At 71.8% G+C, this 24542-nt stretch carries 28 protein-coding genes; 16 read left to right on the forward strand and 12 right to left on the reverse strand.

All coding sequences use genetic code 11. The features are described 5' to 3' along the window. Positions 1-197: 197 nt before the first annotated feature. Complete coding sequence (locus MKK82_RS34310) at positions 198-905, forward strand: Crp/Fnr family transcriptional regulator (protein ID WP_238289813.1); 708 nt, start codon at positions 198-200, stop codon at positions 903-905. Positions 906-968: 63 nt separating this feature from the next. On the opposite strand, the gene MKK82_RS29105 is transcribed toward MKK82_RS34310, so the two are convergent. Continuing rightward, a complete protein-coding gene (locus tag MKK82_RS29105; RefSeq protein WP_238289811.1) occupies positions 969-2084 on the reverse strand; it encodes an acetate/propionate family kinase in 1116 nt (371 codons plus the stop codon). A 9-nt stretch (positions 2085-2093) separates the two neighbouring features. Beyond that, a complete protein-coding gene (locus tag MKK82_RS29110; protein ID WP_238289810.1) occupies positions 2094-4637 on the reverse strand; it encodes a phosphoketolase in 2544 nt (847 codons plus the stop codon). Between the two features lie 133 nt (positions 4638-4770). Between MKK82_RS29110 and MKK82_RS29115 the strand changes: the two genes are divergently transcribed. The 5 genes from MKK82_RS29115 (at position 4771) to MKK82_RS29135 (ending at position 7825) form a co-directional block, all read left to right on the forward strand. After that, the gene (locus MKK82_RS29115; RefSeq protein ID WP_238289809.1) at positions 4771-4971 is read left to right on the forward strand and encodes a hypothetical protein; all 201 of its coding nucleotides are present in this window, start codon (positions 4771-4773) and stop codon (positions 4969-4971) included. Positions 4972-4997: 26 nt separating this feature from the next. Then, positions 4998-5642 (forward strand): BON domain-containing protein, encoded by a 645-nt coding sequence (locus MKK82_RS29120; RefSeq protein WP_238289808.1) that lies wholly within the window; start codon positions 4998-5000, stop codon positions 5640-5642. Between the two features lie 157 nt (positions 5643-5799). After that, on the forward strand, positions 5800-6615 hold the full coding sequence (locus MKK82_RS29125) for a universal stress protein (protein ID WP_243987655.1): 816 nt from the start codon (positions 5800-5802) through the stop codon (positions 6613-6615). Beyond that, positions 6615-6950 (forward strand): c-type cytochrome, encoded by a 336-nt coding sequence (locus tag MKK82_RS29130; RefSeq protein WP_238289806.1) that lies wholly within the window; start codon positions 6615-6617, stop codon positions 6948-6950. Before MKK82_RS29125 ends, MKK82_RS29130 begins: the two co-directional genes overlap by 1 nt. Positions 6951-6964: 14 nt before the next feature. Beyond that, a complete protein-coding gene (locus tag MKK82_RS29135) occupies positions 6965-7825 on the forward strand; it encodes a universal stress protein (protein ID WP_238289805.1) in 861 nt (286 codons plus the stop codon). A 418-nt stretch (positions 7826-8243) separates the two neighbouring features. On the opposite strand, the gene MKK82_RS29140 is transcribed toward MKK82_RS29135, so the two are convergent. Next, positions 8244-9059: a universal stress protein gene (locus tag MKK82_RS29140; RefSeq protein ID WP_238289777.1), complete on the reverse strand. Its 816-nt coding sequence runs from the start codon at positions 9057-9059 to the stop codon at positions 8244-8246. A 251-nt stretch (positions 9060-9310) separates the two neighbouring features. Here MKK82_RS29140 and MKK82_RS29145 point away from each other — a divergent pair, with 251 nt between their 5' ends. The 7 genes from MKK82_RS29145 (at position 9311) to msrA (ending at position 14703) form a co-directional block, all read left to right on the forward strand. Further along, positions 9311-9829, forward strand: coding sequence for an ion channel (locus MKK82_RS29145; protein WP_238289775.1), 519 nt, complete (start codon positions 9311-9313; stop codon positions 9827-9829). A gap of 85 nt (positions 9830-9914) precedes the next feature. Next, entirely contained in the window at positions 9915-10130 is a 216-nt protein-coding gene (locus MKK82_RS29150) for a hypothetical protein (protein ID WP_238289773.1), read from the forward strand. Positions 10131-10140: 10 nt separating this feature from the next. Further along, positions 10141-10398 carry a hypothetical protein gene (locus MKK82_RS29155; protein WP_238289772.1) on the forward strand — a complete coding sequence of 86 codons (258 nt, stop codon included), beginning with the start codon at positions 10141-10143 and terminating at the stop codon, positions 10396-10398. Continuing rightward, on the forward strand, positions 10395-11726 hold the full coding sequence (locus MKK82_RS29160) for an NRAMP family divalent metal transporter (protein WP_243987656.1): 1332 nt from the start codon (positions 10395-10397) through the stop codon (positions 11724-11726). The genes MKK82_RS29155 and MKK82_RS29160 overlap by 4 nt, the downstream gene beginning before the upstream one ends. Positions 11727-12003: 277 nt before the next feature. Then, a complete protein-coding gene (locus MKK82_RS29165; protein ID WP_238289771.1) occupies positions 12004-12651 on the forward strand; it encodes a BON domain-containing protein in 648 nt (215 codons plus the stop codon). Between the two features lie 84 nt (positions 12652-12735). After that, positions 12736-13545 carry a universal stress protein gene (locus MKK82_RS29170; RefSeq protein WP_238289770.1) on the forward strand — a complete coding sequence of 270 codons (810 nt, stop codon included), beginning with the start codon at positions 12736-12738 and terminating at the stop codon, positions 13543-13545. A gap of 639 nt (positions 13546-14184) precedes the next feature. Further along, positions 14185-14703: a peptide-methionine (S)-S-oxide reductase MsrA gene (gene msrA, locus MKK82_RS29175; RefSeq protein WP_238289769.1), complete on the forward strand. Its 519-nt coding sequence runs from the start codon at positions 14185-14187 to the stop codon at positions 14701-14703. 282 nt (positions 14704-14985) lie between these two features. On the opposite strand, the gene MKK82_RS29180 is transcribed toward msrA, so the two are convergent. The 4 genes from MKK82_RS29180 to kdgD form a co-directional block, all read right to left on the reverse strand. After that, positions 14986-15141, reverse strand: coding sequence for a hypothetical protein (locus MKK82_RS29180; RefSeq protein ID WP_238289768.1), 156 nt, complete (start codon positions 15139-15141; stop codon positions 14986-14988). A 137-nt stretch (positions 15142-15278) separates the two neighbouring features. Then, a complete protein-coding gene (gene gudD, locus MKK82_RS29185; RefSeq protein ID WP_243987658.1) occupies positions 15279-16628 on the reverse strand; it encodes a glucarate dehydratase in 1350 nt (449 codons plus the stop codon). A gap of 113 nt (positions 16629-16741) precedes the next feature. Beyond that, positions 16742-18097, reverse strand: coding sequence for an MFS transporter (locus tag MKK82_RS29190; RefSeq protein WP_279603337.1), 1356 nt, complete (start codon positions 18095-18097; stop codon positions 16742-16744). Positions 18098-18195: 98 nt separating this feature from the next. Beyond that, entirely contained in the window at positions 18196-19110 is a 915-nt protein-coding gene (kdgD, locus tag MKK82_RS29195; RefSeq protein ID WP_243987659.1) for a 5-dehydro-4-deoxyglucarate dehydratase, read from the reverse strand. Positions 19111-19217: 107 nt separating this feature from the next. On the opposite strand from kdgD, the gene MKK82_RS29200 reads away from it, so the two are divergent. Continuing rightward, positions 19218-20120 (forward strand): LysR family transcriptional regulator, encoded by a 903-nt coding sequence (locus tag MKK82_RS29200; protein WP_238289764.1) that lies wholly within the window; start codon positions 19218-19220, stop codon positions 20118-20120. A 32-nt stretch (positions 20121-20152) separates the two neighbouring features. Here MKK82_RS29200 and MKK82_RS29205 read toward each other — a convergent pair whose 3' ends face one another. Next, a complete protein-coding gene (locus tag MKK82_RS29205) occupies positions 20153-20782 on the reverse strand; it encodes a hypothetical protein (RefSeq protein ID WP_238289763.1) in 630 nt (209 codons plus the stop codon). 30 nt (positions 20783-20812) lie between these two features. Next, positions 20813-21661, reverse strand: coding sequence for a metal-dependent phosphohydrolase (locus MKK82_RS29210; RefSeq protein ID WP_238289761.1), 849 nt, complete (start codon positions 21659-21661; stop codon positions 20813-20815). Positions 21662-22028: 367 nt separating this feature from the next. On the opposite strand from MKK82_RS29210, the gene MKK82_RS29215 reads away from it, so the two are divergent. Further along, on the forward strand, positions 22029-22211 hold the full coding sequence (locus MKK82_RS29215; protein WP_003600567.1) for a DUF3606 domain-containing protein: 183 nt from the start codon (positions 22029-22031) through the stop codon (positions 22209-22211). Here MKK82_RS29215 and MKK82_RS29220 read toward each other — a convergent pair. Continuing rightward, the gene (locus tag MKK82_RS29220) at positions 22208-22390 is read right to left on the reverse strand and encodes a hypothetical protein (RefSeq protein ID WP_238289759.1); all 183 of its coding nucleotides are present in this window, start codon (positions 22388-22390) and stop codon (positions 22208-22210) included. The two genes, MKK82_RS29215 and MKK82_RS29220, sit on opposite strands and share 4 nt — an antisense overlap. A 354-nt stretch (positions 22391-22744) precedes the next feature. Further along, a complete protein-coding gene (locus MKK82_RS29225; protein WP_238289757.1) occupies positions 22745-23176 on the reverse strand; it encodes a hypothetical protein in 432 nt (143 codons plus the stop codon). 502 nt (positions 23177-23678) lie between these two features. Here MKK82_RS29225 and MKK82_RS29230 point away from each other — a divergent pair. Continuing rightward, on the forward strand, positions 23679-24002 hold the full coding sequence (locus tag MKK82_RS29230) for a hypothetical protein (protein WP_238289755.1): 324 nt from the start codon (positions 23679-23681) through the stop codon (positions 24000-24002). 64 nt (positions 24003-24066) lie between these two features. Here the strand turns inward: MKK82_RS29230 and MKK82_RS29235 are convergent. Next, on the reverse strand, positions 24067-24542 hold a 476-nt coding region (locus MKK82_RS29235), incomplete at its 5' end, for a response regulator (RefSeq protein ID WP_243987660.1).

Raw genomic sequence — 24542 nt, forward strand, 5'->3', positions numbered from 1 at the left:
TTCCGTCCTGTGGAACTGGAGGGCGCAGCATGTCCGTGGTTGACGGAGATACACCGTCGAGGCCGAACCAAGCGGCGGTCGCGGACCGGTGCGATGCCGCGCAACCGCCCGCTGGCTCGACGCGCCGACCGGCGCGCGCGCGCGGCCCGCACTGGCGCCAGGGGCAGATCGCCCGCGAACCTGCCCGTGCGTCGCGCGTGGATTGGACCCTCGCCCTCAGGCGCAGGCTGGATCGGTCCGGTGCCTCGGCCTCGGAGATCGACGCCCTCGCCGCGTCCGTATCCCGGGTCGTAGCGATCGAGGCCGACCGGGAGATCGTGCGCGAGGACGACGTGCCCGCCGAATGCCGGCTCCTTCTGGATGGCTGGACCTGCCGCTACATCCCCCTGGAGACCGCGAGGCCGCAGATCCTCGGCCTGCAACTGCCCGGCGACTTTCTGGACCTCCAGGGCCTCCTCCGACGGCGGATGGATCACGTGATCGCCTCGCTCACCCCGTGTCGCATCGGCGTCATCCCCCATGATGCCTTGAGGCGTCTCACGGCGCGGCATCCCCGCATCGCCAGGATGCTGCAGCTCGAAACGGCCTTCGAGCTGGCCACGACCCGTCGCTGGCTCCTGAACGCGGGGCACCGCCAGGCGTACGCGGGGATGGCGCACCTGATCTGCGAACTCTTCACGCGGGCGGCAGCCGCCGGCCTGACCGAGGCGTCCCGGTTTTCCATGCCGTTGACGCGGGCGGAATTCGGCAGCGCCCTCGGCCTGACGGCGGTCCACGTGAACCGTACCGTGAAGAGGCTTCACTGGGCCGGGCTCGTCACATGGCGAGGCCGGTGGATGACCATCGAGGACTGGGATGGGCTGACGGCGGTCGCCGATTTCGACCCCGCCTACCTGAAGCGGTAACCCGCGACGCCCGGACCGGAACGGTTGGCGGTCGCGCCGACGCTTCCTCGGTGACGGGCGCGCTCACATCGGCCCGAGCACGTCGCTCACCGACAGGGCGATCTCGCGCGCCTCGTTCGCGGGCGCGACGCGGACCGCGACCGCCGAGCCGGACGCCTCGATCCTCCCCGCGCCGCCGGCATTGGCCCCCTCGTCGAGGACGACGCCCGCGAATGCCAGCGCGCGGCAGACGTCGGTGCGAACCTGCGCGGCGTGCTCACCGATGCCGCCGGTGAAGACGATGGTGTCGACCCCGCCGAGGGCGGCGATGAGCGAGCCCGCCTCCCGCACGATCCGGTAGGTGAACAGATCCAGGGCCTCGCGCGCCGCCACCGCGTCGCTCGCCTCCAGGACCTGCACGTCGTCGCTGATGCCGGAGACGCCGAGAAGGCCCGACCGGGCGTTCAGGAGATCGGCCACCGCGTCGGGTGACAGGCCACGCTCCCGGATCAGGTACAGCACGAGGCCCGGGTCGACTGCGCCGCTGCGGGTGCCCATCATCAGCCCGTCGAGCGTCGTGAAGCCCATCGTCGTGGCGACGCTGCGCCCGTCCCGGATCGCGCACAGGCTGGCCCCGTGGCCGAGATGGGCGGCCAGGATCCGCCCGCTCGGGTAAGCCCGGGCGAGATGGGCGTAGGACAGCCCGTGAAAGCCGAAGCGCACGAGCCCCTCGTCGATGAGGGCGCGCGGCAGCGGGTAGAGTTGGGCCAGCCGCGCCTGCGTCCTGTGGAAGGCCGTGTCGAAGCAGGCGACCTGCGGCAGGTCCGGCCAGGTCTCTCCGACCGCCCGGATGCAGGCGAGCGCCTGCGGCTGGTGCGCCGGGGCCAGCGGCACGAGGCCCTCCAGCGCCAGCATGACGTCCGCATCGAGGCGGACCGGCGCCGCGTGGCGCGTGCCGCCATGGACGACCCGGTGCCCGGCCGCCGACGGCGCGGCGGGCAGCCGCTCGAACAGCCGGCGGGCGACGGTCGCGTGGTCGCCCGCCGGCGGGCGCTCCCCGTCGGAGGCGATGCCGTCGACCGTGATCCGAGGCTGTCGCCCGATATCGGCGACATGGGCGTGCCAGGCCGGTTCGCACGCACCCGGCCGGAACAGGGCGCAGCGCAGGCTGGAGGAACCAGCATTGAGGACGAGGATCATCGCCCCGCCTCAGGTGACCACCGTCCAGCCGTCGACGGTCCCGGCCCGACCGGGCTCGTCCGCGTCGGTCGGGCCGCACTGCATGATGTCGCCCTCGATCCGGCGGTCGTGGTCCTCGGTGGCGGACCGTTCCGGCCAGGTCCAATCTCGCACCTCCGGCAGGTCGTCGCCGGTCCGGCGGACGTGCTCGCGATGGGCGGCGAGCGCGTCCCGGAGCGCCTCCTCGGCGTGCTCGGCCCGGGCGCCCAGTCGCGGGACGGCCCGGATCGCGGCCTGGGCGAGATGATAGCGGTCGAGCCGGTTCAACACGCACATGTCGAAGGGCGTCGTGGTCGTGCCCTCCTCGATGAACCCGTGCACGTGGAAGTTGCCGTGGTTCGTCCGCTTGTAGGTCAGCCGGTGAATCAGCCACGGGTAGCCGTGGTAGGCGAACACCACCGGCCGGTCGCGCGTGAACACGCTGTCGAAGGTCGAGGCATCGAGCCCGTGCGGGTGCGTCTCGGGGGCGGGCAGCGTCATCAGGTCGACGACGTTCACCACCCGGACCCTGAGTTCCGGGAGGTGCCGGCGCAGCCAGTCCACGGCCGCGAGCGTCTCCAGGGTCGGAACGTCACCCGCGCAGGCCATGACCACGTCCGGGCCCGCATCGCCCTCGTTCGAGGCCCAGTCCCAGATCCCGGCGCCGGCCGCGCAGTGCCGGGCGGCCTCGTCCAGGGCGAGCCACTGCAGGGCGGGCTGCTTGCCGGCCACGACCACGTTGATGCGGTCGTAGGTCCGCAGGCAGTGGTCCATGGCGCAGAGAAGGGTGTTCGCGTCCGGCGGCAGGTAGATCCGCGCCGTGTCCCCGCGCTTGTTCGCCACGAAGTCGATGAAGCCGGGATCCTGGTGGCTGAAGCCGTTGTGGTCCTGCCGCCAGACGTGGGACGAGAGCAGGATGTTGAGGGACGGCACCGGCCGGCGCCAGGGCAGGTCGCGCGAGGACTTCAGCCACTTGGCGTGCTGGTTCACCATCGAATCGACGACGTGGGCGAAGGCCTCGTAGGTTGCGAACAGGCCGTGCCGCCCGGTGAGCACGTAGCCTTCCAGCCAGCCCTCGCAGAGGTGTTCGCTCAGCACCTCCATGACGCGGCCGTCGCGCCGGAGGTGGTCGTCGCCCGGCAGGATCTCGTCCTGCCAGGCGCGGCCCGTCACCGCGAACACCGCGTCCAGCCGGTTCGAGGCGGTCTCGTCCGGCCCCATGATGCGGAAGTTCCGGCTCGCCGCGTTCAGGGTCAGGATTTCGCGCAGGTAGGTCCCGAGCACGCGGGTGGCTTCGGCCGTGAGGCGGCCGGGCTCCGGCACGGCGACGGCGACGCGGCCCAGGTCCGGCAGGCGCAGCGGCGCGCTCCTGTGCGCGTTGGCGTGCGGGTTGGCCGAGAGGCGCCGCGGCCCCTGCGGCGGCAGCGCGGCGAGGTCGACGACGAGCGATCCGTCCTCCGCGAACAGCTCCTCCGGCCGGTAGGATCGCATCCAGGATTCCAGGATCGCGCGGTGCCCGGCGTTCTCCCGCACGGCCGCCACGGGCACTTGGTGCGAGCGCCAGGTGCCCTCGACCGGCTTGCCGTCCACCCGGTCCGGCCCCGTCCAGCCCTTGGGGCTGCGCAGCACGATCATGGGCCACCGCGGCCGCCCGGCCTCTCCGTGGCCGGCGCGCCTGCGGATATCCGCGATGGCATCGCAGGCCGCATCGAGGGCCGTGGCCATGGCTTGGTGCATCGGGGCCGGCTCGTCGCCCTCGACGAAGGTCGGCGCGTAGCCGTAGCCGACGAGAAGGCTGCGAAGCTCGTCGGCGGGCATGCGGGCGAGGAGCGTCGGGCTGGCGATCTTGTAGCCGTTGAGGTGCAGGATCGGCAGGACGGTGCCATCCGTCCTCGGGTCCAGGAACTTGTTCGCGTGCCAGGAGGCGGCGAGCGGCCCCGTCTCGGCCTCGCCGTCACCGATCACGCAGGCGACGGTCAGGCCCGGGCTGTCGAGGGCGGCCCCGAAGGCGTGCGCCAGGGCATAGCCGAGCTCGCCGCCCTCGTGGATCGAGCCCGGCAGCTCGGGCGAGGCGTGGCTCGGGATGCCCCCGGGAAACGAGAATTGCCGGAACAGGCGCGCCATCCCGTCGAGGTCTTGCGCCACGTCCGGGTAGATCTCGCTGTAGGTGCCCTCCAGGTACGCGTTGGCCACGAGCCCCGGCGCGCCGTGGCCGGGCCCCCAGACCGCGATCATGTCGAGGTCGCGCTGGCGTATGACCCGGTTCAGGTGCGCGTAGATGAAGTTGAGGCCGGGCGTCGTGCCCCAATGGCCGAGGAGCCGCGGCTTGACGTGTTCGGGCTTGAGCGGCTCGCGCAGGAGCGGGTTGGCCATGAGGTAGATCTGCCCGACCGACAGGTAGTTCGCGGCCCGCCAGTAGGCGTCGATCCGCTGGAGGCTGTCGGGTCCGAGCGGCCCCGGCACGAACGGCAGCGCGCGCCTGTCATCCCGATGTCCGCTCGCGTGGCGCTCCCTGGTTCCGTGCGTCGCGTCCATGCCGGCCTCCGGGCGGGTGCTGATCCCGGCGTCGACCGTGCCGGGGGGCCGGACCGGCGGCGTTGAGCTGGATCAAAGCGGGCCCGGCGATGGCCGGCAGAATGGCCTCCGTCGGGCAGGACGGGAGCGGACGATGACCCTGGTGCTTCGAACCACCTACATCCAGACGGTGCGCCGCGTGCGGGTACCGGTCGGGCTGGCGCCTCGGAACGACGCGGGCCGGCGGGTCGTCTCGGATGGCTATCGCTACCGGAGCATCGGCAGCCTGCAGGCCCTGGCGCTGGCCCTTGCAGCCTCGGCGGTGACGCCGGTGCTGCTCTGGCTCGCCCTTTGAACCCCACCGAACCGAGGAGACGGGCGATGGACGACATCACCGTGCGCCGGCACGTGCTCGACGAGCTGGAATACGCCCCGATGATCGACGCGGCGCAGATCGGCGTCACGGTCGAGAACGGCATCGTGACGCTCACCGGGCACGTCCGGAACTACGCCGAACGAGGCATCGCCGAGCGCGTCGTGCTGCGGGTCCGCGGCGTGCGCGGCGTGATCGAGCGGATCGAGGTCCGCTACCCGGATGATCCGAGGGTCGGCGACGAGGCCCTGGCCGAGCGCTGCGCCCGGGTGATCCAGTGGGACGCGCGCATCCCCCGGGACTCGGTCACGCTCAAGGTCGAGCAGGGCCGCGTCACGCTCCACGGATGCGTGCCGCACTACCACCAGAAGGCAGCCGTCGATAAGGCCCTGCGGCGGCTGGCCGGCGTCACCGACATCGTCAACCTCATCGCCGTGAAGCCGCCGGCCCGGGCCGCCGACGTGAAGTCCCGCATCCGCGCGGCCCTGCAGCGGAGCGCGCGGGACCCGGACACGATCCGCGTGCACGTCGATGGCGACACGGTCACCCTCGATGGATGCGTCGATGTCTGGCGCGAACGCGAGCTCGCCGAGCGGGCGGCGTGGTCGGCCCCCGGCGTTCGAGCCGTCGAGGACCGCCTGACCCTCGCCTGAGCTGCGCCGGTTGAGGCTCGATCCGCGCATCTTGAGCTCGGTCCTCCGGAGCACCCGGATTGCCCGTCGCGCCCCTTGAGATGGATCAAGGCCGACGCTGCGAACCCCGGCCACGCTCCCCAAGACGGCGCCGGAATTCCGGCAGCGGGAGACGGTCATGAAGATCTCCAACATCATGGTCTCGGTCGATCTCGGGGCCGCGGCGGCGGACCGCGTCCAGCTGGCGGCAAGCCTCGCCGGGCGTTTCGAGGCCACGCTGACCGGCGTCGCGGCGCGCCCGGTCCTGGCCCCCATGCCGGTCGGCGACATGCTGGAGGTCGAGCGCGTCTGGGCCATCGAGGAGCGCCTGGCGGACGAGCAGCTCGCGGCGGCCAAGGCCTTGTTCCAGCGCGAGGCCGGGGCGGCGCACGGGACGGGCTGGCGCTCGGCTCCGACCGCGCCTTTGATCTACCTCGCCAGCGCGGCGCGCGCCGCCGATCTCGTGGTCGTCGGCCGGAACGGCCCTGCAGACGGCGACCCGGGTCCGATGGGCGTTCCGGCTGGGGCGCTCCTGATGGAGGTCGGGCGCCCGGTGCTGATCGCGCCGCCGGGTGTGGAGAGCCTCGCGGCGCGACGGGTCGTCGTGGCCTGGAAGGATACGCGGGAGGCACGCCGGGCCGTTCACGACGCGTTGCCGTTCCTGACTCGGGCCGACGAGGTTCATGTGGCGGTGGTGGGTCCCGGCGCCGACCAGGAGGGCGGCGAGGACGTCGCCGCCTACCTGTCCGGCCACTGCGTCGCCGTCACCACGCACCTGCTGCACAGGCCGGAGATCGGCGCCGCGGACGAGATCCTTCGGTTCGCCCACCGCGAGGAGGCAGACCTGATCGTGATGGGCGCCTATGGGCACAGCCGCCTGCGCGAGTGGGTCTTCGGCGGCGCCACCCGCGAGGTCCTGACGACCACGCCCATCTGCTGCTTGATGAGCCACTGATGCGCCCGAAAGCCACCATTCCGGCGGGCGCTCTCGCGCTGCTCGCCATCCTTCTTCCCGCCGGCGCCGCCACGGCCTGGGACCGGCAGGTCAAGCAGGGCGAGACCCTCGCCCGGACCAACTGCGCCCGCTGCCACGCCGTGGGGCGGGTCGGAGCGAGCCCCCTGCGCGAGGCGCCGCCCTTCCGCGAGCTGCACACGCGCTACCCCGTCGAGGACCTCGGCGAGGCCCTGGCCGAGGGCATCCGCACGGGCCATCCGAGCATGCCGGAATTCCGGTTCGACCCGGATCAGGCAGAGGCCCTGATCGCCTACCTCAAGAGCCTGGAACGCTGAGCGAGGAGTTTCCGATGTACCTGCGCTGCCTCCTCGTTCCCACCGCCCCGGGCATCGACGCCACCCGGCGGCTGGACGCGGCCCTGCGGCTGGGCCAGCGGCTGCACGCGCATATCAACGTCAGCTTCATGGCGCCGGGCCCGGAGCACGTGCTCGCCGGCATGGCGAGCCTCGTGCCGATGGACTGCGCGACCATCGAGGCCATCGAGCGGGGCGTGCGGGAGGCCGCGGCCGACGGGCAGGCGGCCCTGCGCGCGTGGTGCGCGCGCCAGGGCGTGCCCTTCGCGGCGTCGGGCGGGCGCCTGGACGCCACCTTCGCGACCTGGACCGAACTCTCCGGCGAGGTCGAGCCGCTCCTGACCCTGGCGGGCCGCGTCAGCGATCTCGTCCTCGTCGACCAGCCCGACCCGGAGCGGCCGTTCACCGGTCGCGCGCTCGACACGGCGCTGTTCTCGGTGGGGCGCCCGACGCTGATGGTCGGCAAGACCCTCCCCGACGATCTGCTGGACCACGTCATGATCGCCTGGAACGGCAGCCTGGAGGCGACGCGGCTGATCGGGCAGTCCATCACGCTGCTGCACGAGGCGGGCCGGGTGACCGTGGTGCATGCGCGGACGGAGCGCTTCGAGGAGGCGCGGGCGGCCGACCTGTGCGCCTACCTGCGCTGGCATGGCATCGTGGCGGAGGCGGTCACCCGCGAGGCCAGCGAGCCGCACGCCGTCGGCGCGGCCATTCTTGGCGAGGCGGAACGGCGGAATGCGTCGTTGCTGGCCTTGGGGGCCTACACCCACAGCCGGGTCCGCGAGTTCCTGCTCGGCGGCGTCACCCGCCACGTCGTCGAGCACGCCCGTCTCCCGGTGCTCATGGCCCACTGAACTTGGGGCGGCCCGCATCGGGACGGGCAGGCCTGCGTCGAACCGTGCCTCGGTCCGTCGCGTCCGCGGCGGCGCCGCCGCCGTTCCGGGCGAATCCCGCACTTGGTCCGGTCGCACCGGTGGGCCCTCGGCGGCGGTTCGGGGACCTCGCGCTCGGCGCAGGCCGACGGCCAGACGCAGGGGCGGAGCGTGTTCCCGCTGTCGGGTTGCCGCTTTGGTGGTTTGGGGCCCTCCCGCGCGTGAAAGGCGGCGCCCAGGACCGCCTTCCGGAAATCCGGGGCGCTCCCGGCACGGGGAGCGACCGCGCCGGCCTCGTCCGGCCGCCTGGTCGGGGCTACGGGCCAGCGACCCGCGAGACGGCCGCCATCCTTCGGGGCGCGAGGCCCCGAGGGGAGGCGGACGGGTCCCTTCCCCGTCCTCAGCGAGACATCAGGCAGCAGACGGAGGCCTCCTCCAGCAGGTCGTGCGTGACCCCGCCGAAGAACCACTCCCGCAGGCGGCTGTAGCCGTAGGCACCGGTCACGAGCAGGTCGGCGCCGAACGCACGGGTCGTGCCCCTCAGGTCGTCGGCGACGGTCCAGCCGGAGGGCTTGGCCAGGTGCGCGCTGGCATTCACGGCGTGCAGGGCGAGGTAGCGGACCACGTCCTCGACTTCGGGGCGGTCCTCGCCTGGGCCGACCCGGAACACCTGGACCGCCTCGGCCCGACGCAGGATGGGCAGGGCGTCGGACACGGCGCGACGGGTCTGAAGGGTGTTCTTCCAGCCGATGACGACGCGCTTGGCCTCCAGGTGCTCGAGGCCGGCCGGAACCACCAGGACAGGCCGGCCCGACCCCATCAGCGCGTCGCCGACGTCGGCCGCCATGCCCCGCGTCACGCCCTCGTCGGCGTGGCGCCCGACAACGACGAGGTCCGCCACCCGGGATTGTCCCTCCAGGAACGGGCGCGGGGCCGCCACGTCGGAGCGCCATTCGACCCGGTCGATCAGGCAGGCCGCCGTGCGAAAGGCCTGCTCCGCCTTGTCGAGCCTGCCGAGGGCGGCCCGACGGATCTCCTCGATGACCATTCCCATGGGCACGGCGGTCTCGCCGTACCCCCGCGGGTAATCGGGCACGCAGGCGGCGACGCCGACGACGCGGGCCCTGTAGCGCTCCGCGAGCCCCGCGGCGAGCCGGACCCGAGCCGGGGCATGCAGCCCGTCGTCGACCGCGACCATGATGCTGGCAAAGGACATCGGAGCCTCCCTCGGCCCGGACTGGGCGGCCGTCACGGTGCGAGCACCCGGCCGGGACGGTGTTGACCTGCCTCAATCCGCCGGCCCCGGACCACGGCGGGGCGGAGCGTCGGCGTGACCCTCGATCCTCCGGTGACCGGGATCAGGGCGCGGCCGGCAGGATCAAGCTCGCCGGGCGTCAGGCTTGAGGCAGGTCAACGCCGCCCCCGGGAAGCTCGGGCACGATCCCCCGACCCCCGAGGACAGAAGCCATGTTCGTCGTCCTGGCCGCCAGCATCGTCCTCGTCATCGCCACCATCATCGTTCTCTACGAGACCCTTCGCCTGACTTCCGAGCACCTCGCGGCGCTGCCGGTGCCACCGCGCTGGCGCATCGTCGTCGTGGTCCTCGCCGCGTTCGCCGGGCACACGGCCGCGGTCTGGATCTACGCCGCGGCCTACTGGCTGCTCGTCCTGCAGCTCGGCCTTGGCGCCTTCTCGGGCGTTCCTGTGACGTCCCTCGAGGACTGCGCCTTCGTCTCCGTGGTCGCCTACTCCTCGCTGGGCTACGGCGACCACGCCCCCGTCGGCCATGCCCGCCTGCTCACGGGCGTCGAGGCGCTCAACGGCCTCCTCCTGATCGGCTGGTCCGCGTCGTTCACCTACCTCGCCATGGAGCGCTACTGGCCGCTGCACGGGAAGGCGCACGCCCACCGCGCCGCGACCGCCCGCCACCCGGCGGACGGGGAGGCCGGTCGCAAGCCCCTCTCCCCGCCGGCGGCCGGCACATGAGCCCGTCGGCACCCTTGCGCTGGATCAAGGCCGGCCGGCCCGGCGGGTCCCAGGGTGCCCCCCGACCGGCAAGCGGAGGCGAGCGATGCGCGAATACTTGGTCACCTTTCACAAGACCGTCCCGGACGACACCGGGCACGACCATCGCGTCCTGCAACGGCAGGCGGTCGTCGTCGCCTGCTCGGACGTCGCCGCCGCCTACACGGCCAAGGCGATGCTGTGCGAGGCGGACGGCGTCGTCGACTGGCGGCTGCGGGCGGACACCTGCGAGGTCTCCGAACTCAGCGAGCGGGCGGCCTGAGGAGGCGCGGATGGGCCATGGACTGACCGAACCCGTGCACTGGCAGGGGCGACAATGGGCCGTCACCGGCTACGGCATCGAGGCGCTCGGCGGGAGGTACCACATCCCGTTCGCCGACCTTCCGGATACCGGGACGGCGCGACCGGATTGGCTGGACGCCCTCTTCCGACGCTACGGCACCGACGGGGACGACCTGTCGGAGGCCCTGAAGGTCGCGCGTACGGTCCGGTCTGGAGCGAAGGCCACGGCATCGAAGCCGGCGGCATGAGTGCCCCGTCCCTCACAGTCGAGGAGGCGGACGACCCCGAGGCTCAGAGCCCCGCCGTCGGCCCCTCGAAGCCGCGCCTGCTCCGGGTGCTCGGGCCCGGACTGATCACCGGCGCCTCCGATGACGACCCGAGCGGCATCGCCACCTACGGGCAGGCCGGCGCCCAGTTCGGCTACGGCCTGTGCTGGACCATGCTCTACACCCTGCCGCTGATGGCGGCGGTGCAGATGGTCTCGGCCCGGATCGGCCGCACCACCGGCCACGGCATCGCCGGCGTCCTGCGCGAAACCTACCCGAACGCCCTGCTCCAGGGCGTGGTGCTCCTGCTGCTCGCTGCCAACGTCCTGAACCTCGGGGCCGATCTCGGCGCCATGGCGGATGCCCTCGCCCTGCTGCTGCCGGGCCCGCGCTGGCTGTACGTGGCCCTCTTCGCCGGCACCTGCGCGTTCATGCAACTCGCCCTGCAATACACGCGCTACGTCGCCGTCCTGAAGTGGCTGACGCTGAGCCTGTTCGCCTATCTCGGCGTGGTGATCCTGGCCCGGGTCTCCTGGTGGGACCTCGGCGTGGCCCTGGTGGTGCCGCGCATCGACCTCGGCGGCGGCGGCCTCACCACGCTGGTGGCGCTCTTCGGGACCACGATCAGCCCCTACCTGTTCTTCTGGCAGGCGGCCGAGGAAGCCGAGGACCTGCACGCCTACCCGCGCCGGCGCGATCTCCTGCACGCGCCAGAGCAGGGCGGGGGCGCCCTGCACAGGATCGAGGTCGACACGCTCGTGGGCATGACCTTCTCGAACCTGGTGGCGCTCGCCATCATGGTGACCACGGCCGCCGTCCTGCACGCGAACGGCGCCACCGACATCCAGACCTCCGCCCAGGCCGCGGAGGCGCTCCGCCCCCTGGCCGGCCCGTTCTCCACGACGGTCTTCGCCCTCGGCGTCATCGGCACCGGGCTGCTGGCGGTCCCGGTTCTCGCGGGCTCCGCGGCCTACGCGGTCGGGGAGGCCCGACGCTGGCCCGTCGGCTTCGGCCGGCGCCTGCTGGAGGCGCGCGCCTTCTACGGCACGATCGCGCTCGCGACCCTGGTCGGCATGGCCGTCAGCCTCGGCGCGGTCGACCCGATCCGGGCGCTCTACTGGAGCGCGGTCGTCAACGGGGTCATCGCGGTCCCCATCATGGTCGTGATGATGCTGGCGGCGGCGCGCGTCGACGTCATGGGCGCCTTCGCCGTGCGGGGATGGCTCAAGCTGCTCGGCTGGGTTGCCACGGCGTGCATGCTGCTCGCGGTCCTCGCCATGCTGGCGACGGCCGCGCTTCCCCTGATCTAGCGCGCCGCGGCCCGGCGACCGCCCGTCAACCGCGTCCCGTTCCAACGGGGTTCGGGCGACGGAGAGGGAGCGCGTGAGAGCCGATCGTGCTGCCCGCGCAGCCGCGGGCGCTGCCCGGCCTGCGCGGTTGGCGGACGTCCTCACCGACGCCGCCTGCCCCCCGACCGGACGGATCGCGGCGGGCAAGGCCGTTGCGCTGGATCAATGTCCCTCCGCCCGCCGGGCCTAGCGTCTGCCGAGACCAGGCATGACCGAAGCCGGATCGAGGAGACGAGCGATGGGCGACCAGCAGATCCGCCAGAACATCATCGACGAGCTGGACTTCGACCCGAGCATCGACGCCGCCCATGTCGGCGTCGCCGTGGAGAACGGCATCGTCACGCTCACCGGCCATGTCGGCAGTTACACGGAACGGGTCGCCGCCGAGAAGGCCGCCCAGAAGGTGCGCGGCGTGCGCGGCGTGTTCGAGGAGATCAAGGTCCGCTTCGGCGACGAGACGCCGCCGCGCGACGAGGACTTGGCGCGACGCGCCGTGCAGATGCTCGACTGGTCGGTGACCGTCCCGCAGAACGCCGTGCAGGTGAAGGTCCAGGACGGCTGGGTGACGCTGTCCGGCACGCTGGGCTGGCAGTACCAGAAGGAGGAGGCCGGTCGGGCGATCCGGCGCCTCGCGGGCGTGGCGGGCATCGTGAACACCATCGCGGTGGCCCCGGAGGCGAGCGTTTCCGACGTGCGCGCGAAGATCATGGCGGCGCTCAAGCGCAGCGCCGAGATCGAGGCGGACGCGATCAAGGTGACGGTCGAGGACGGCAGGGTCGTCCTGGAGGGCAAGGTGAACGCCTGCCACGAGCGCCGGCTCGCCGAGAGCGCCGCGTGGTCGGCCCCGGGCGTGCGCGCCGTCGAGGACCACCTCACGCTGGCCTGAGCCGGATGGGCCCGGCGGCGCCGCAAGCCGCGCCTGTCCGGTGAAGGCGGTCCGATCTCGATATCGATCAGGCTGGAGAGATCCATGTCCTACACGAGCGTCATGGTAGCGGTCGATCCCGGCGAGCCTGCGCGGGAACGCGTCCGGCTGGCCGCGCACGTCGCCGACGACTTCCAGGCTCGCCTGATCGGCCTTGCGGCCGAGAGGCCTGCCTATGAGCCTGCACCCGCAGGCCCCACCCCGGGTGGCGGGTACTGCATCGCCTCGGTCCAGGAAGCCGCCCTGAACGACCTCCGGCTGGCACACGCGGCGTTCAAGGAAGCCGTCGGGGGCCGAAGCCGGGTCGAATGGCGCTCCACGCTCGCCTGTCCCTCGGCATTCCTCGCGGCTCAGTCGGCCGCCGGCGACTTGCTGGTCACGGGGCGGGGCGACGTCGGCGGCCCGCTGACGTCGATCGACCCCGGGGATGCCGTGATGCGGCTCGGCCTGCCGGTGCTGGTCGTTCCGCCCAAGGTCGAGCACCTCGAAGCCCGGCGTGTCGCGGTGGCGTGGAAGAACACCCGTGAGGCGCGTCGCGCCGTCCGCGACGCGTTGCCATTCCTGAAGCGGGCCTCGCGAGTCGTCCTGATCTCCATCGACGACGGGAAGGGAGCTGACGACGCGCGGGACCTGATCGGTCTCCTGCAGTCACACGACGTCGACGCCACGGCGGTCCAGAGAGACGCCTACGGCGCTTCGACCGCCGAGGCGTTGGTCGAGGCGGCTTCCGAGCAGGCCGCCGACCTCATCGTCGCCGGCGGCTACGGGCATGGCCGGCTTCGGGAATGGGCCTTCGGCGGCGTCACCCGCGACTTGCTGGCGGATTGTCCCGTCTGCTGTCTGATGAGTCATTGATCCGGCGCAGGCCCTCATGGGAGCCGCGCACGGAGCGGGTCGGCGACAGCCCGCGCCGGCGGGCCGGATGAAGCGCCGCGGGCCGGCGCCCGTCGGTCGTGCGGTTGGGACGGCAGGCGTCGGCATCCCTCGAGGGTCCGCCCACGAGGCCTGTCCTTGTGCGCGGATCGACCGCGTGCGCTGATCGGTCGAGCTGGGGCCGATCGCCTAACCCCGCGTCCGGCCGCCCGCCTCCCCGGGTGATCGCCCGCCCGCGCCCGTCGCCGGCCCGGATCTGGCGTTCCCGCTCCCCAGGGGGGCGGCCAGCCCGCGATCCCCCATGCGGCCCGGTCCAAGATACCGGCCGGGTCACGGCCGAGAGCAGGCTCTCGGTGCCGGGGCGGCGCACCAGAAGGCCGGTGTGGCAACGCTCGGTGGAATGCTGCCGGGCGCGATTCGCCATTTCTCCGGTGATTTGCCCGGCCGCCGAAGCCCTCTCCGGACGCCCCCTTGAGCCGGCGCCGGAGTTCGAAACGGCAGCGGACGCGAGGACAGGGGTGACGCGCAGCGCCGACGCAGGGAGAGAGGGTACGGAGCCGCAGAGCAAAGCGCCTGCGCAGTCCCCATCTGAGGGAAACAGGCAGTCCACGGAGGAGCGATATGGGGACCGAGAGAGCGGTGTTGGCAGGCGGCTGCTTCTGGGGCATGCAGGATTTGATCCGGCGCCGGGAAGGCGTGGTATCGACCCGGGTCGGCTACACGGGCGGCGACGTGCCGAACGCGACCTACCGCAACCACGGCACGCACGCCGAGGCCATCGAGATCACCTTCGACCCGGAGCGAACCAGCTTCCGACGCATCCTGGAATTCTTCTTCCAGATCCACGACCCGACCACGCCGAACCGGCAGGGCAACGACCGGGGCCTCAGCTACAGGTCCGCGATCTTCTACGTCGACGACGCCCAGCGTCGCGTCGCCGAGGACACCATCGCGGACGTCGACGCGTCCGGGCTCTGGCCGGGCAAGGTGGTCACCGAAGTGGCGGCGGCCGGGCCGTTCTGGGAGGCCGAGGCCGAGCACCAGGATTACCTGGAGCGTCGTCCCGACGGTTATACCTGTCACTTCGTCAGGCCTGGCTGGATGCTACCGGTCCGCTCACCAGCCAAGCAGGAAAGCTGAGGCTGGGCCCTCCCGGTCCCGAGGGGTTTGTCCAGAATCGGGGGCACGGCTGCGATGTCGCGGCCGCGCCCCCGCCAGGCTGACCGAACTACGTCCCGCAGCAGAACGCCTGCTTCGTCGCGGGGAGGCTCGGCGGCCCGCGATGCGGGCGAGAATCCGGCGTGCCAAGGCTGACGCCGGCTCCGCCCCAGATCGCGCATGCGGGGGCGAAGCCGGTCGGACGGGCCTGTCCGGTGAAGCGATCACCCCGGCCGTTCGGGAATTCCGGCTGCGCTGCGTGCCTCAGGCCGGCGCGGCCGGATCGATGCCGTCGGTGACGGCGCTCCTCCTGGCACGCCCCTCCTTCGATGCGGCGAAGCGGGCCCTGGCCTCCAGCCTCCCCGGCGCTTCGATCCCGGCGAGCCGCGCCACCCCGTCCTTCCCGCTGTCCGACGCCATCCGGTACCGGGCCTGCAGGTGGGACGCGGCCGCAGGTCATCGGGCCGGCGCCCCGCGGTGCGCAGCCCCGGCCGAAGCCCCGGCCGGAGGCTCGCCTGGCCGCGGCGTGCCGCCCGCCGACCGTCGTCGCGGCGCGATCAGCGGACGAGGCAGGGCTTCTTCGGATCGAAGGTCCAGCCGGGGATCAGGAACTGCATCGCCGCCGCGTCGTCCCGGGCGCCGAGCCCGTGATCGCGGTAGAGGGCGTGCGCCGCCTCGACGGCCGCCCAGTCGAGCTCGATCCCGAGGCCCGGCCGCTCCGGCACCTGCACGAGGCCGCCGCGGATCGCCAGGGGTTCCCTGGTGAGGGGCTCGCCGTCCTGCCAGATCCAGTGGGTGTCGATCGCCGTGACGTTGCCGGGGGCCGCCGCGGCCGCGTGCGTGAACATGGCGAGCGAGACATCGAAGTGGTTGTTCGAGTGCGAGCCCCAGGTCAGGCCGTGGTCGCGGCAGAGCTGGGCCACCCGGACCGAGCCGGCGAGCGTCCAGAAATGCGGGTCGGCCAGCGGGATGTCGACGGCGCCGAGCTGGATGGCGTGGTTCATCTGCCGCCAGTCGGTGGCGATCATGTTGGTCGCCGTGGGCAGGCCGGTGGCGCGGCGGAACTCGGCCATGATCTCGCGACCGGAGAATCCGCCTTCGGCTCCGCAGGGGTCCTCCGCGTAGGCCAGCACGTGGCCCTGCCCCTTGCAGAGCCGGATCGCCTCGGCGAGGGACCAGGCGCCGTTCGGGTCCAGCGTCACCCGCGCCTTCGGGAAGCGCGCGTGGATGGCGGTCACGGCGGCGATCTCGTCCTCGCCGCGCAGCACGCCGCCCTTCAGCTTGAAATCGTTGAAGCCGTACTGCGCGTAGGCCGCCTCCGCGAGGCGGGCCACGGCCTCCGGGGTCAGCGCCTCCTCGTCGCGCAGCCGGAACCAGCCGTCCTGGGCGCTAGGCGCCCGGTAGCCGAGGTCGGTGCGCGTGCGGTCGCCCACGTAGAACAGGTAGCCGAGCATCTCGACCGCGTCGCGCTGCTGGCCCTCGCCGAGGAGGGCGGCCACCGGCACCCCGAGGAACTGTCCGAGCAGATCGAGGAACGCCGTCTCCACCGCCGTCACCGCGTGGATGGTGATGCGCAGGTCGAAGGTCTGCAGGCCGCGCCCGCCCACGTCGCGGTCGGCGAAGCGGGTCCGCATGGCGTTGAGGACCGCGTTCCAGGCCCCGAGCGGCCGGCCGATCACGAGGTCCCGGGCATCCTCCAGGGTCCTGCGGATGGCCTCGCCGCCGGGAACCTCGCCGAGCCCCGTCGCGCCGGTGGAATCGGTGAGGATCACGAGGTTGCGGGTGAAGAACGGGCCGTGCGCGCCCGAGAGATTGAGGAGCATGCTGTCGTGGCCGGCGACCGGCACAACCTTCATGTCGGTGACCGTCGGCGTATGGCGCGCGGCGTGGCCCTGATCGTTCAGCATGGCGTCCTCCTCAAAGCATCGGGTCGGGGAGCGGCACGGCCGGTCTCCGCCGAGCGCGCGCAGCAGGGGCGGAACGGGACCGGACCGTCCTGGGACCGGTCTCGTTCCGACGGTCAGCTCGCCTTGAGCTCGACGCGGCGGATCTCGCCAACCACCACAAGGTAGCAGAAGCAGGCCACCAGGGCGTTCAGGCCCACGAAGACCAGGGCCCCGTCGAACGATCCGGTCGTCTGCACGATGTAGCCGATCACGATCGGCGTGGTGATGCCGGCGGTGTTGCCGAAGGTGTTGAACAGGCCGCCCGAGAGGCCGCCGCTCTCCCGCGGGGAGGTGTCGGCGACGACGGCCCAGCCGAGCGCACCGATGCCCTTCCCGAAGAAGGCGAGCGCCATCAGCCCGACCACGACCGCGTCGGTCTGGACGTAGTTGCAGCCGATGATGCTCATCGAGAGCAGCATCCCGCCCACGATCGGGATCTTCCGGGCCGCCGTCAGCGAGAAGCCGCGCCGCAGCAGCAGATCGGAGATCACGCCCCCCAGGATGCCGCCGATGAAGCCGCACAGGGCCGGCAGGACCGCGGCGAAGCCGGCCTGCAGGATGGACAGGCCGCGCTCCTTGACGAGGTAGACCGGGAACCACGTCAGGAAGAAGTACGTCAGCACGGTGATGCAGTACTGGCCGATATAGATGCCGAGCAGCATCCGGTGGGCCAGGAGCTGGCGCAGCGTCTTTCCGGCATTCCCCTGGGTCTTCGTACCCTGGCCGTCCATGTCGAGCAGCGCGCCGCCGGCCTCGATGTAGTCCCGCTCCGCCTGGTTCATGGACGGATGGTTCTTCGGGCTGTCGACCACGCGCAGCCAGAGGATCGCGAACGCGAGTCCGAGCACGCCCATGCTGGTGAAGACGTGATGCCAACCGAAATTGTGGACGATCCACGCCATCAGCGGCGTGAACAGAACCGTGGCGAAGTATTGGGCCGAGTTGAAGAAGGCCGAGGCCATGCCGCGTTCGCGCGTCGGGAACCACGCTGCGACGATCCGGGCGTTGGCCGGGAAGACCGGAGCCTCCGTGAGACCGACCGCGAGGCGCAGGGCGAACAGCATGACGACGGCGGTGAGGCCGGTGAAGAAGCCTACGGCCCCCTGGACGAGGGTGAAGCCGGACCAGAGGGCGACGGCCGCCGCGTAGACCCACTTGACGCTGTAGCGGTCGAGCAGCCAGCCCCCCGGGATCTGGGCGAGGACGTAGGACCACGCGAAGGCCGAGAAGACGTAGCCCATCTGAACCGGGGTCAGACCGAGCTCCTTGGCCATGCCGGGCCCGGCGATCGAGATGGTGGCGCGGTCGGCGTAATTGATCGTGGTCGCGGCAAACAGCATCAGCACGATCAGAAAGCGGACGCGGGTGCGGCGCGCCGCCTCGGCCGCGTCGAGCATGGTGCTCGCCGTGCCGCTCGTCATGGCACTCATGGACGTTCTCCCTGGATGGATGCCGCCCTGTTGCGCCCGGGCGTCGGGTCGGGCCGCCGTTGGTTCGGCCGCTCCGGTCTTGGCGCGGATGCGGAAGCTCAGCGGCGGACGCCGATCAGCGCCTTCAGCTCGGCGTGTTCCGCGGCGGCGAGTTCGACGAGCGGCGGCCGAACCGGGCCGGCATGGCGGCCGACGGCGGTCATGCCGGCCTTGACGATCGAGACCGCGTAGCCGCGCCTGCGGTTGCGGAGCGCGATGTAGGGCAGGACGAAGTCGCGCAGTTCCCGGTAGACGGCGTCGCGGTCGCGGCGGCGCACCGCCTCGTAGAAGGACAGCGCCCATTCGGGCAGGAAATTGAAGATCGCCGAGGAATAGGTGGTGACTCCCATCTCCAGATACGGGAGTGCGAAGGTCTCCGCGGTCGGGAGGCCGCCGACATAGGTCAGGCGGTCCCCGAGGCCGGCATAGATCCGCGTCATCAGCTCGACGTCACCGACGCCGTCCTTGAACCCGACGAGGTTCGGGCAGCGCTCGCACAGGCGGGCCAGGGTGTACTCATCGAGTTGGGCGTTGGCCCGGTTGTAGACGATGACGCCGAGTGCAGTCGCGCGGCAGACCGCCTCGACATGGGCGGCGAGGCCGGTCTGCTCGGATCCGACGAGGTAGGGCGGCAACAGCAGGAGGCCGTCCGCGCCGGCGGCCTCGGCCGCCTGGGCGAGCTCGATCGCGAGGGCGGTGCCCTGACCGGTCGGAGCGATGACGGGCACGCGGCCGCGGGTCTCCTCGACGGCCGCGCGCAGGACGCGATCGATCTCGGACGGCGTGAGCGAGAAGAATTCACCGGTGCCGCCGGCCGCGAACAGGCCCGACACCTTGTAGTCAGCCAAGCGACTGAGATTGTCCCGGTAGGCGCTCTCGTCGAAGCTGAGATCGTCGCGGAAATGGGTGACCGGGAAGGAGAGCAGCCCGGAGCCCAACGCGCGGGCCATCTCGGACGGGTGCATCGTGGCCATCCGTTTCACTCCCTGATGTGCGCCATTCGGCGTTGCGTCAGGGCTAGGACAGGCGATTAAATGCGTCCAACGCTAATTCTGGCTGGATTATCCCGGATCCTGCATCAATGTTCGATCTCGGCCATGCCCGCAGCTTCGTCGCCGTCGCCGAGGAGATGCATTTCGGTCGGGCCGCGGCGAAGCTCAACCTCACGCAGTCGCCGCTGTCGCGGCAGATCCAGATGCTGGAGCAGTCGCTCGGCGTGACGCTCCTCGATCGCACCACCCGTACGGTCCGGCTGACCCCTGCCGGACGAACGTTCCTGGCGGAGGCCTATCGGGTTCTGGGAGCGGCCGAGAGCGCCACCCGCATCACGCGCCGCGCCGCGCGGGGCGAGAGCGGCGTGATCCGTCTCAGTTTCACCGCGGCCTCGGCCTACCGCACGCTGCCCCGCGTCGTGGCCCATGTCCGGGCGATGCTGCCGGAGGTCGATCTCGTGCTGGCCGAGATGGTCTCGGACGAGCAGATCCTGGCGCTCGAAGAGAACCGCACCGATCTCGCGATCCTGCGGCCGGCCCCGATCCTTCAGGATTCCCGATCGTCGATCGCGACGGCCCCGCTGGTGAGCGAGCGGCTTCTGCTCGCGGTGCCGCGCAGCCACCGCCTGGCGAACGGCACCGCCCCGACACTTCAGGATCTCGACGGCGAGGCTTTCGTGACCTGGTCGCCCAAGGGCGGCCGGTACTTCATCGATCTGCTCGACAGGCTGTTCGAGACCGGCGGGGTGGCGCCGCGGATCGTGCAGCGGGTGAATCAGGTCCACGCCATGCTGGCCCTCGTCGGCGCTGGCATCGGGATCGCGCTGGTGCCAGCCAGTACCCGAGGGAACAGCATGGCGGATATCAGGTTGCGCCCGATCGCGCTCCCCGCGATGGCCCGGCCGGAGCTGTTGCTCGCGTGGCGCCGTGACAATTCCAATCCCTGTCTGGTCTCGGTCCGCACGATCGCGCTCGAGACGGTCGAGGTCTGACGCGCCCCCGCGGCGACGGCGGCGCCCGCTCCTCAGGCGCCGCCGCACATGTGCTGCGAATCCGGGAGCGTCCACGATTCGAGCGTGCGGAGGTTCGTCGTCTTGTAGAAGCGCCCCCTGTCATCGTCCTTCGGGCAGCCCTTGGGGATCGAGACGAGGCAGGTCGTCACCGGATCGCCGATGCGGGAGTTCCCGATGGCTTCGACATACGCGTACGAGATCCCGTACACGCCGTTTTTCAGTTCAACACTGGTGCCCTCGCCGGGTGTCCCCTCGGCGGGCTTGGTCAGCGTCGCGCTGAAGCGCGTCCCCAAGTGGGTGATCGCGCTCTGCGCGCATGCGCCGACCGTGGTCGGCGGCGTTTCCCCCGCCCGAGCCTGAGCCATCAGGCTCAATGGAACCAGTGCGGCGAGACCGATCACGCTCATCCTGCCCACGATCTTCCTCCCTGCTGTCCACCTCTCGCTCCGCCCGCGCCGGGCGGGCGGAGGCCGGACGGGCCGGATTGCGGCTGCGCGTTTCGGACCATGACGGCGTCCGGGAACGCGGTCGAGCACGGCATCCGCCGGGCCGATCAGCGCGGGGCGGATGCCGTCGAGGATCTCGGCTCCGGCCCGACCGGTCGCCGCGACGTCCCCCGCGAGCCCGCCGGCCGTCACCACGACCGATATGTCCGCGCGCCCTCCGGCGACTCAGCCGGGATGGGGACCCATGCGGCGGCGGTCATGCTCGATGGCGAACACATGACTGTAGAGGTTGGCAACCCAGCTCCGCCCCTCGACCGTGAGATCGAGACAGCGGACCGCGTCCCCGATGACCGGCTCGATCTTGCCCCAGAAGAACGCCGGATACCGCTCCGCGAGGTCGGCCGGGCCGGCATAGCCAAGCTGGTCCGCGAGGCCGACCTCGGCGAATTCGTGGAACAGCGCGTTCAATTTACGGGGGTAGAGCGGATCGCCGAGTTGCCCGATCAGGTCGGCCGCGCGCATCAGGCCCGCCTCGGTCCCGGTCTCGCGGTGCTCGTCGTCCGCGGGCACGGGGAAACGGGTCAGCTCGATGGCGCGCATCACCCGCTGCGCATCGACGAGGTCATTCGTGCCGAAGCGCTCCTGCACCGCCAGCTTCGAGCGCTCGATGTGGTAGGGCGCCAGCGCCGCGTCGGAGGCGCCGCGTGGCAGACTGATGGTGGTGCCCTGGGCGTCGATGACGAAGGCGTTCGCCCGGTCGCCCGAGCAGACGCCGCGCACGTAGCCGATGTCGTGGTACAGGGCCGCCAGGATCATGTGCAGCCAATCCTCCGGCGTGATGCCCTTGTCGAGGAACCGGCCGCGCAGGATGTCCTGAGCGACGAGGGCGACGAGGGCGGTGTGGTCGCCGTCGTGGTAGAGCGCGTCGCTGCCGACGATGCGCTCGATGGTCAGACGTGCGGACGCCTCGATCACCTCGGCGAAACGGGGCTCGCGACTGCCGAAGGTGCGCTGATAGGTGAGCGCGAGGTGCTCGCCGAGCGCGTCGGCCAGCATCTTCGTCACATCGAACATGACCGGTATCCCGCACATCGAGCGAACGCCGACACGGGCTGCCGTGTCGATCGGCATCATGACATCAAGTCAGCGGCAGCCCATACTGCGGAAAACGCCGCGCCGGTGTCGAGGCGTTGATCTTCCAGGCTGGCGCGTAGGATTCCATGGCCGTCGCGGTGGCGGGCATTTCCCGGCTCGACCGGTCTTCGAGAGCGAAGCGCGGGCCGGTAGAGTCGAGGGCCGCTCTGGCCGCCCCGGTCGGGTGCCGAAGAACCACGGGGCCAATCCGACGTTCCAGTTCCTCACAGGCCTGCGCACCGGCCCCCGCCGGGGCGGTCGCGAGGTCCTTCCCAGATCGCATGTCACCAACCCGATAGGATCACCCATGGCCGGCCTCAAGGACAAGCGTGGCTTCATCGATAAGGACCGGCTCGACCTGTCGGAACGCAAGGCTGTCGAGTTCTGGATGAAGCGCTGGGGCGTCACGCAGGACCAGCTGACGGCGGCTCATCGCAAGGTCGGCCGGATGACCAAGGACATCGCCGCCGAGTTGGGCAAGAAGCGTTAGGCGCGCCCGCGGGTCTGCGGCACGAGCGATGCCGCAAAACCCTCCCCGTCGCCCTCCTGATCGCCCTGCTGATCGCCCTCCTGCAGGCCGTTGAGGCTGGCGACACGGGCGGTGGCGCGGGATCTCGCCGGCGCGTCGGCCGGCCCCGGTAGGCTCTTCGTCCAGGGGGCCGGCTGCATCACCGTCGACGCGGGGCCGGGGCTCGCCCACGGCAGCCGCGACGGGCTGTTCGGCAGCTTCTCCTCGGCCCGGGTCGCGGTCTCGGGATCGACTGCACGATCGTCGCGGGCCGGGGGCCCGATCGAAGCGGGCCGTCGGACTGGCGGGCCGGGGCCCGGTTCCGCCGTCTGCCCGCGGCTCAGGCGAGGGTGAGGCGCACCGGGAACCCGGTCACGGGGCAGATCCTGGCGCCGGGACCGGCAAACCGCACGCGTCGACCCCGCCCACTCGGCGTGGGCGAGGTCCTGCTGCGTCGACACGGCGCGGGTGCGCGGTGACGGTCCGGCTCCGATCGGAGCGGCGTCGACGCCCCCTCAGAGGGCACCGAGCTGGACGGTGACCGAGCTGGCCGCGACCGTGGCCGGGGCATCGTGCAACCAGCGAACGACGCCCGCGGTCGCGAACCCGCCCTGTTTGAGAACCTGGGCGGCATCCGTCGCGATGCGGGGATCCCGATACGCGACGGTGAACGCGGCAGGCGTCCTGAAGGGTTGAGCCGACGCGCTCGCATCGCGCCCCCGCCGCCAACGCGTCAGGTTCGGCACGAGGAGACCGCCCTGCGAGCGAACCTCCGCGGCGCCGAGCGCGACGCCCGGCACGTGGTAGGCCGCACCGAGAACGGCCGGCATCGGGAAGGCGCCGCCGGAACCGGTGGAGGTCGCCTCGGGGGCGGCCGCGAGCGCCCCGACGCTCAGGGCCAGGGCGGCGGCGAACGGAATGGCGCGGGTGGCGGTACGGCGGGTCATCGATGGATCCTCTCGGTGAGACGGGGGCCGTCGTTCGATGAGGCGTAGATGCGGGCGCGCCGCGCATTGATCAAACAGATGTAATCGATAACGGTTATCGATATCAGCGATGAAGGGTGGGGTTACGGACCGCGCCCGACGCCTTCCACCCGGTCGAGGGCGCTCGGTCGGCTCGCCCCCGGTTTCGTGCCGCCCGCCCCTGCCGCCGTGCGCGCGTTCGACCGGACGGGGTGGCCGTTCCCGTGTCTGGCGCGTTGTCCTCCTGCCCCACGGCCGATGAACCGTCGTGGCGACCGGGGAAATGCGCCTGATGTCCGACACACCGCGTCCCGGCGATGTCCCGACGCCCCCCCTCCGCGCCCCACCCTTCGACGTCCCTGCGCCCCAGCGGCCAGGTCCACCCGACCGCCGTTGAACCGTGCCCCGCGGGCGGCGTGCCTGCCGGTCGCGGTTCGGAGGCCCGTCGAGGCGACGGGCGATATCGAGACCTCGGAACCATCGGATGCCGATCCAGCGCACCTTAATCCATGCCGCCTCCAACGACGACCGTTGGTACCTCTGCCGGGGCGACGACCCGGCGGACGTGTTCGTCTTCCACGAACCGAACGGACCATCCGGCGGTGCCGCCTCCCGCATCGAACTCGCGGCATTCCTCGCCGCTGGTCGGGGCTCGCCCGAACATCGTGCGCTCCTCACCAGGATCGGGAGCCTCGTCGGACCGGCGCGGACCCGCGCGGCCGAGGATGTCGCCGGCCCCGAACCGGGTGCCGCCGGCGCCGAGCCGTCACCGGGCGAGGCCGTCTCGCCGGTCCAGCTGTCGGGGTGACGCCCAGGGCGGGCGCCAGCCCCCGGGGTTTCTCCGCACGGCGCGGTTTGGCCCGCCGATCCCCTCAGGCGCGCCGGCCGCGATCGGCCCCGAGATCTGCCCCGAGATCATCGGCGCGCTTGGTCGTCGGGTGCCGCAGGATGCGGGCGGGCTGCTCGACCGAGGACGGCTTGTGCAGAAGCTCGAAGCCTTCCACCCCGTCCCGTGCCAGCACGTGGCTGTAGCCGGAGGCCAACAGGACCGGCAGGCCGGGAAAGCGGCGGCGCAGGCTCTTGGCGAGGGCGATGCCGCCCATGCCGGGCATGACCACGTCGGACAACACGGCGTCGAACCCGGCCCCGTCCGCCCCGAGCTTGTCGAGCGCGTCCTCGGCGTTGGCCGCCCAGGTCGTGCGGTCGCCGAGATCCTCCCGGATCTGCGCGGCGAGGCGCCCGGCCTCGACGTTGTCCTCGACCACCAGAAGGGACTGCCCCATCCCCAGGGGCGAGCCGGCCTCAGCCTCACGGTCAACCTCCGGTCGCTGGTCCGGGGCGACGTCGA

This window comes from Methylobacterium sp. E-046 (assembly GCF_022829625.1).
Classification (GTDB): Bacteria; Pseudomonadota; Alphaproteobacteria; order Rhizobiales; family Beijerinckiaceae; genus Methylobacterium; species Methylobacterium longum.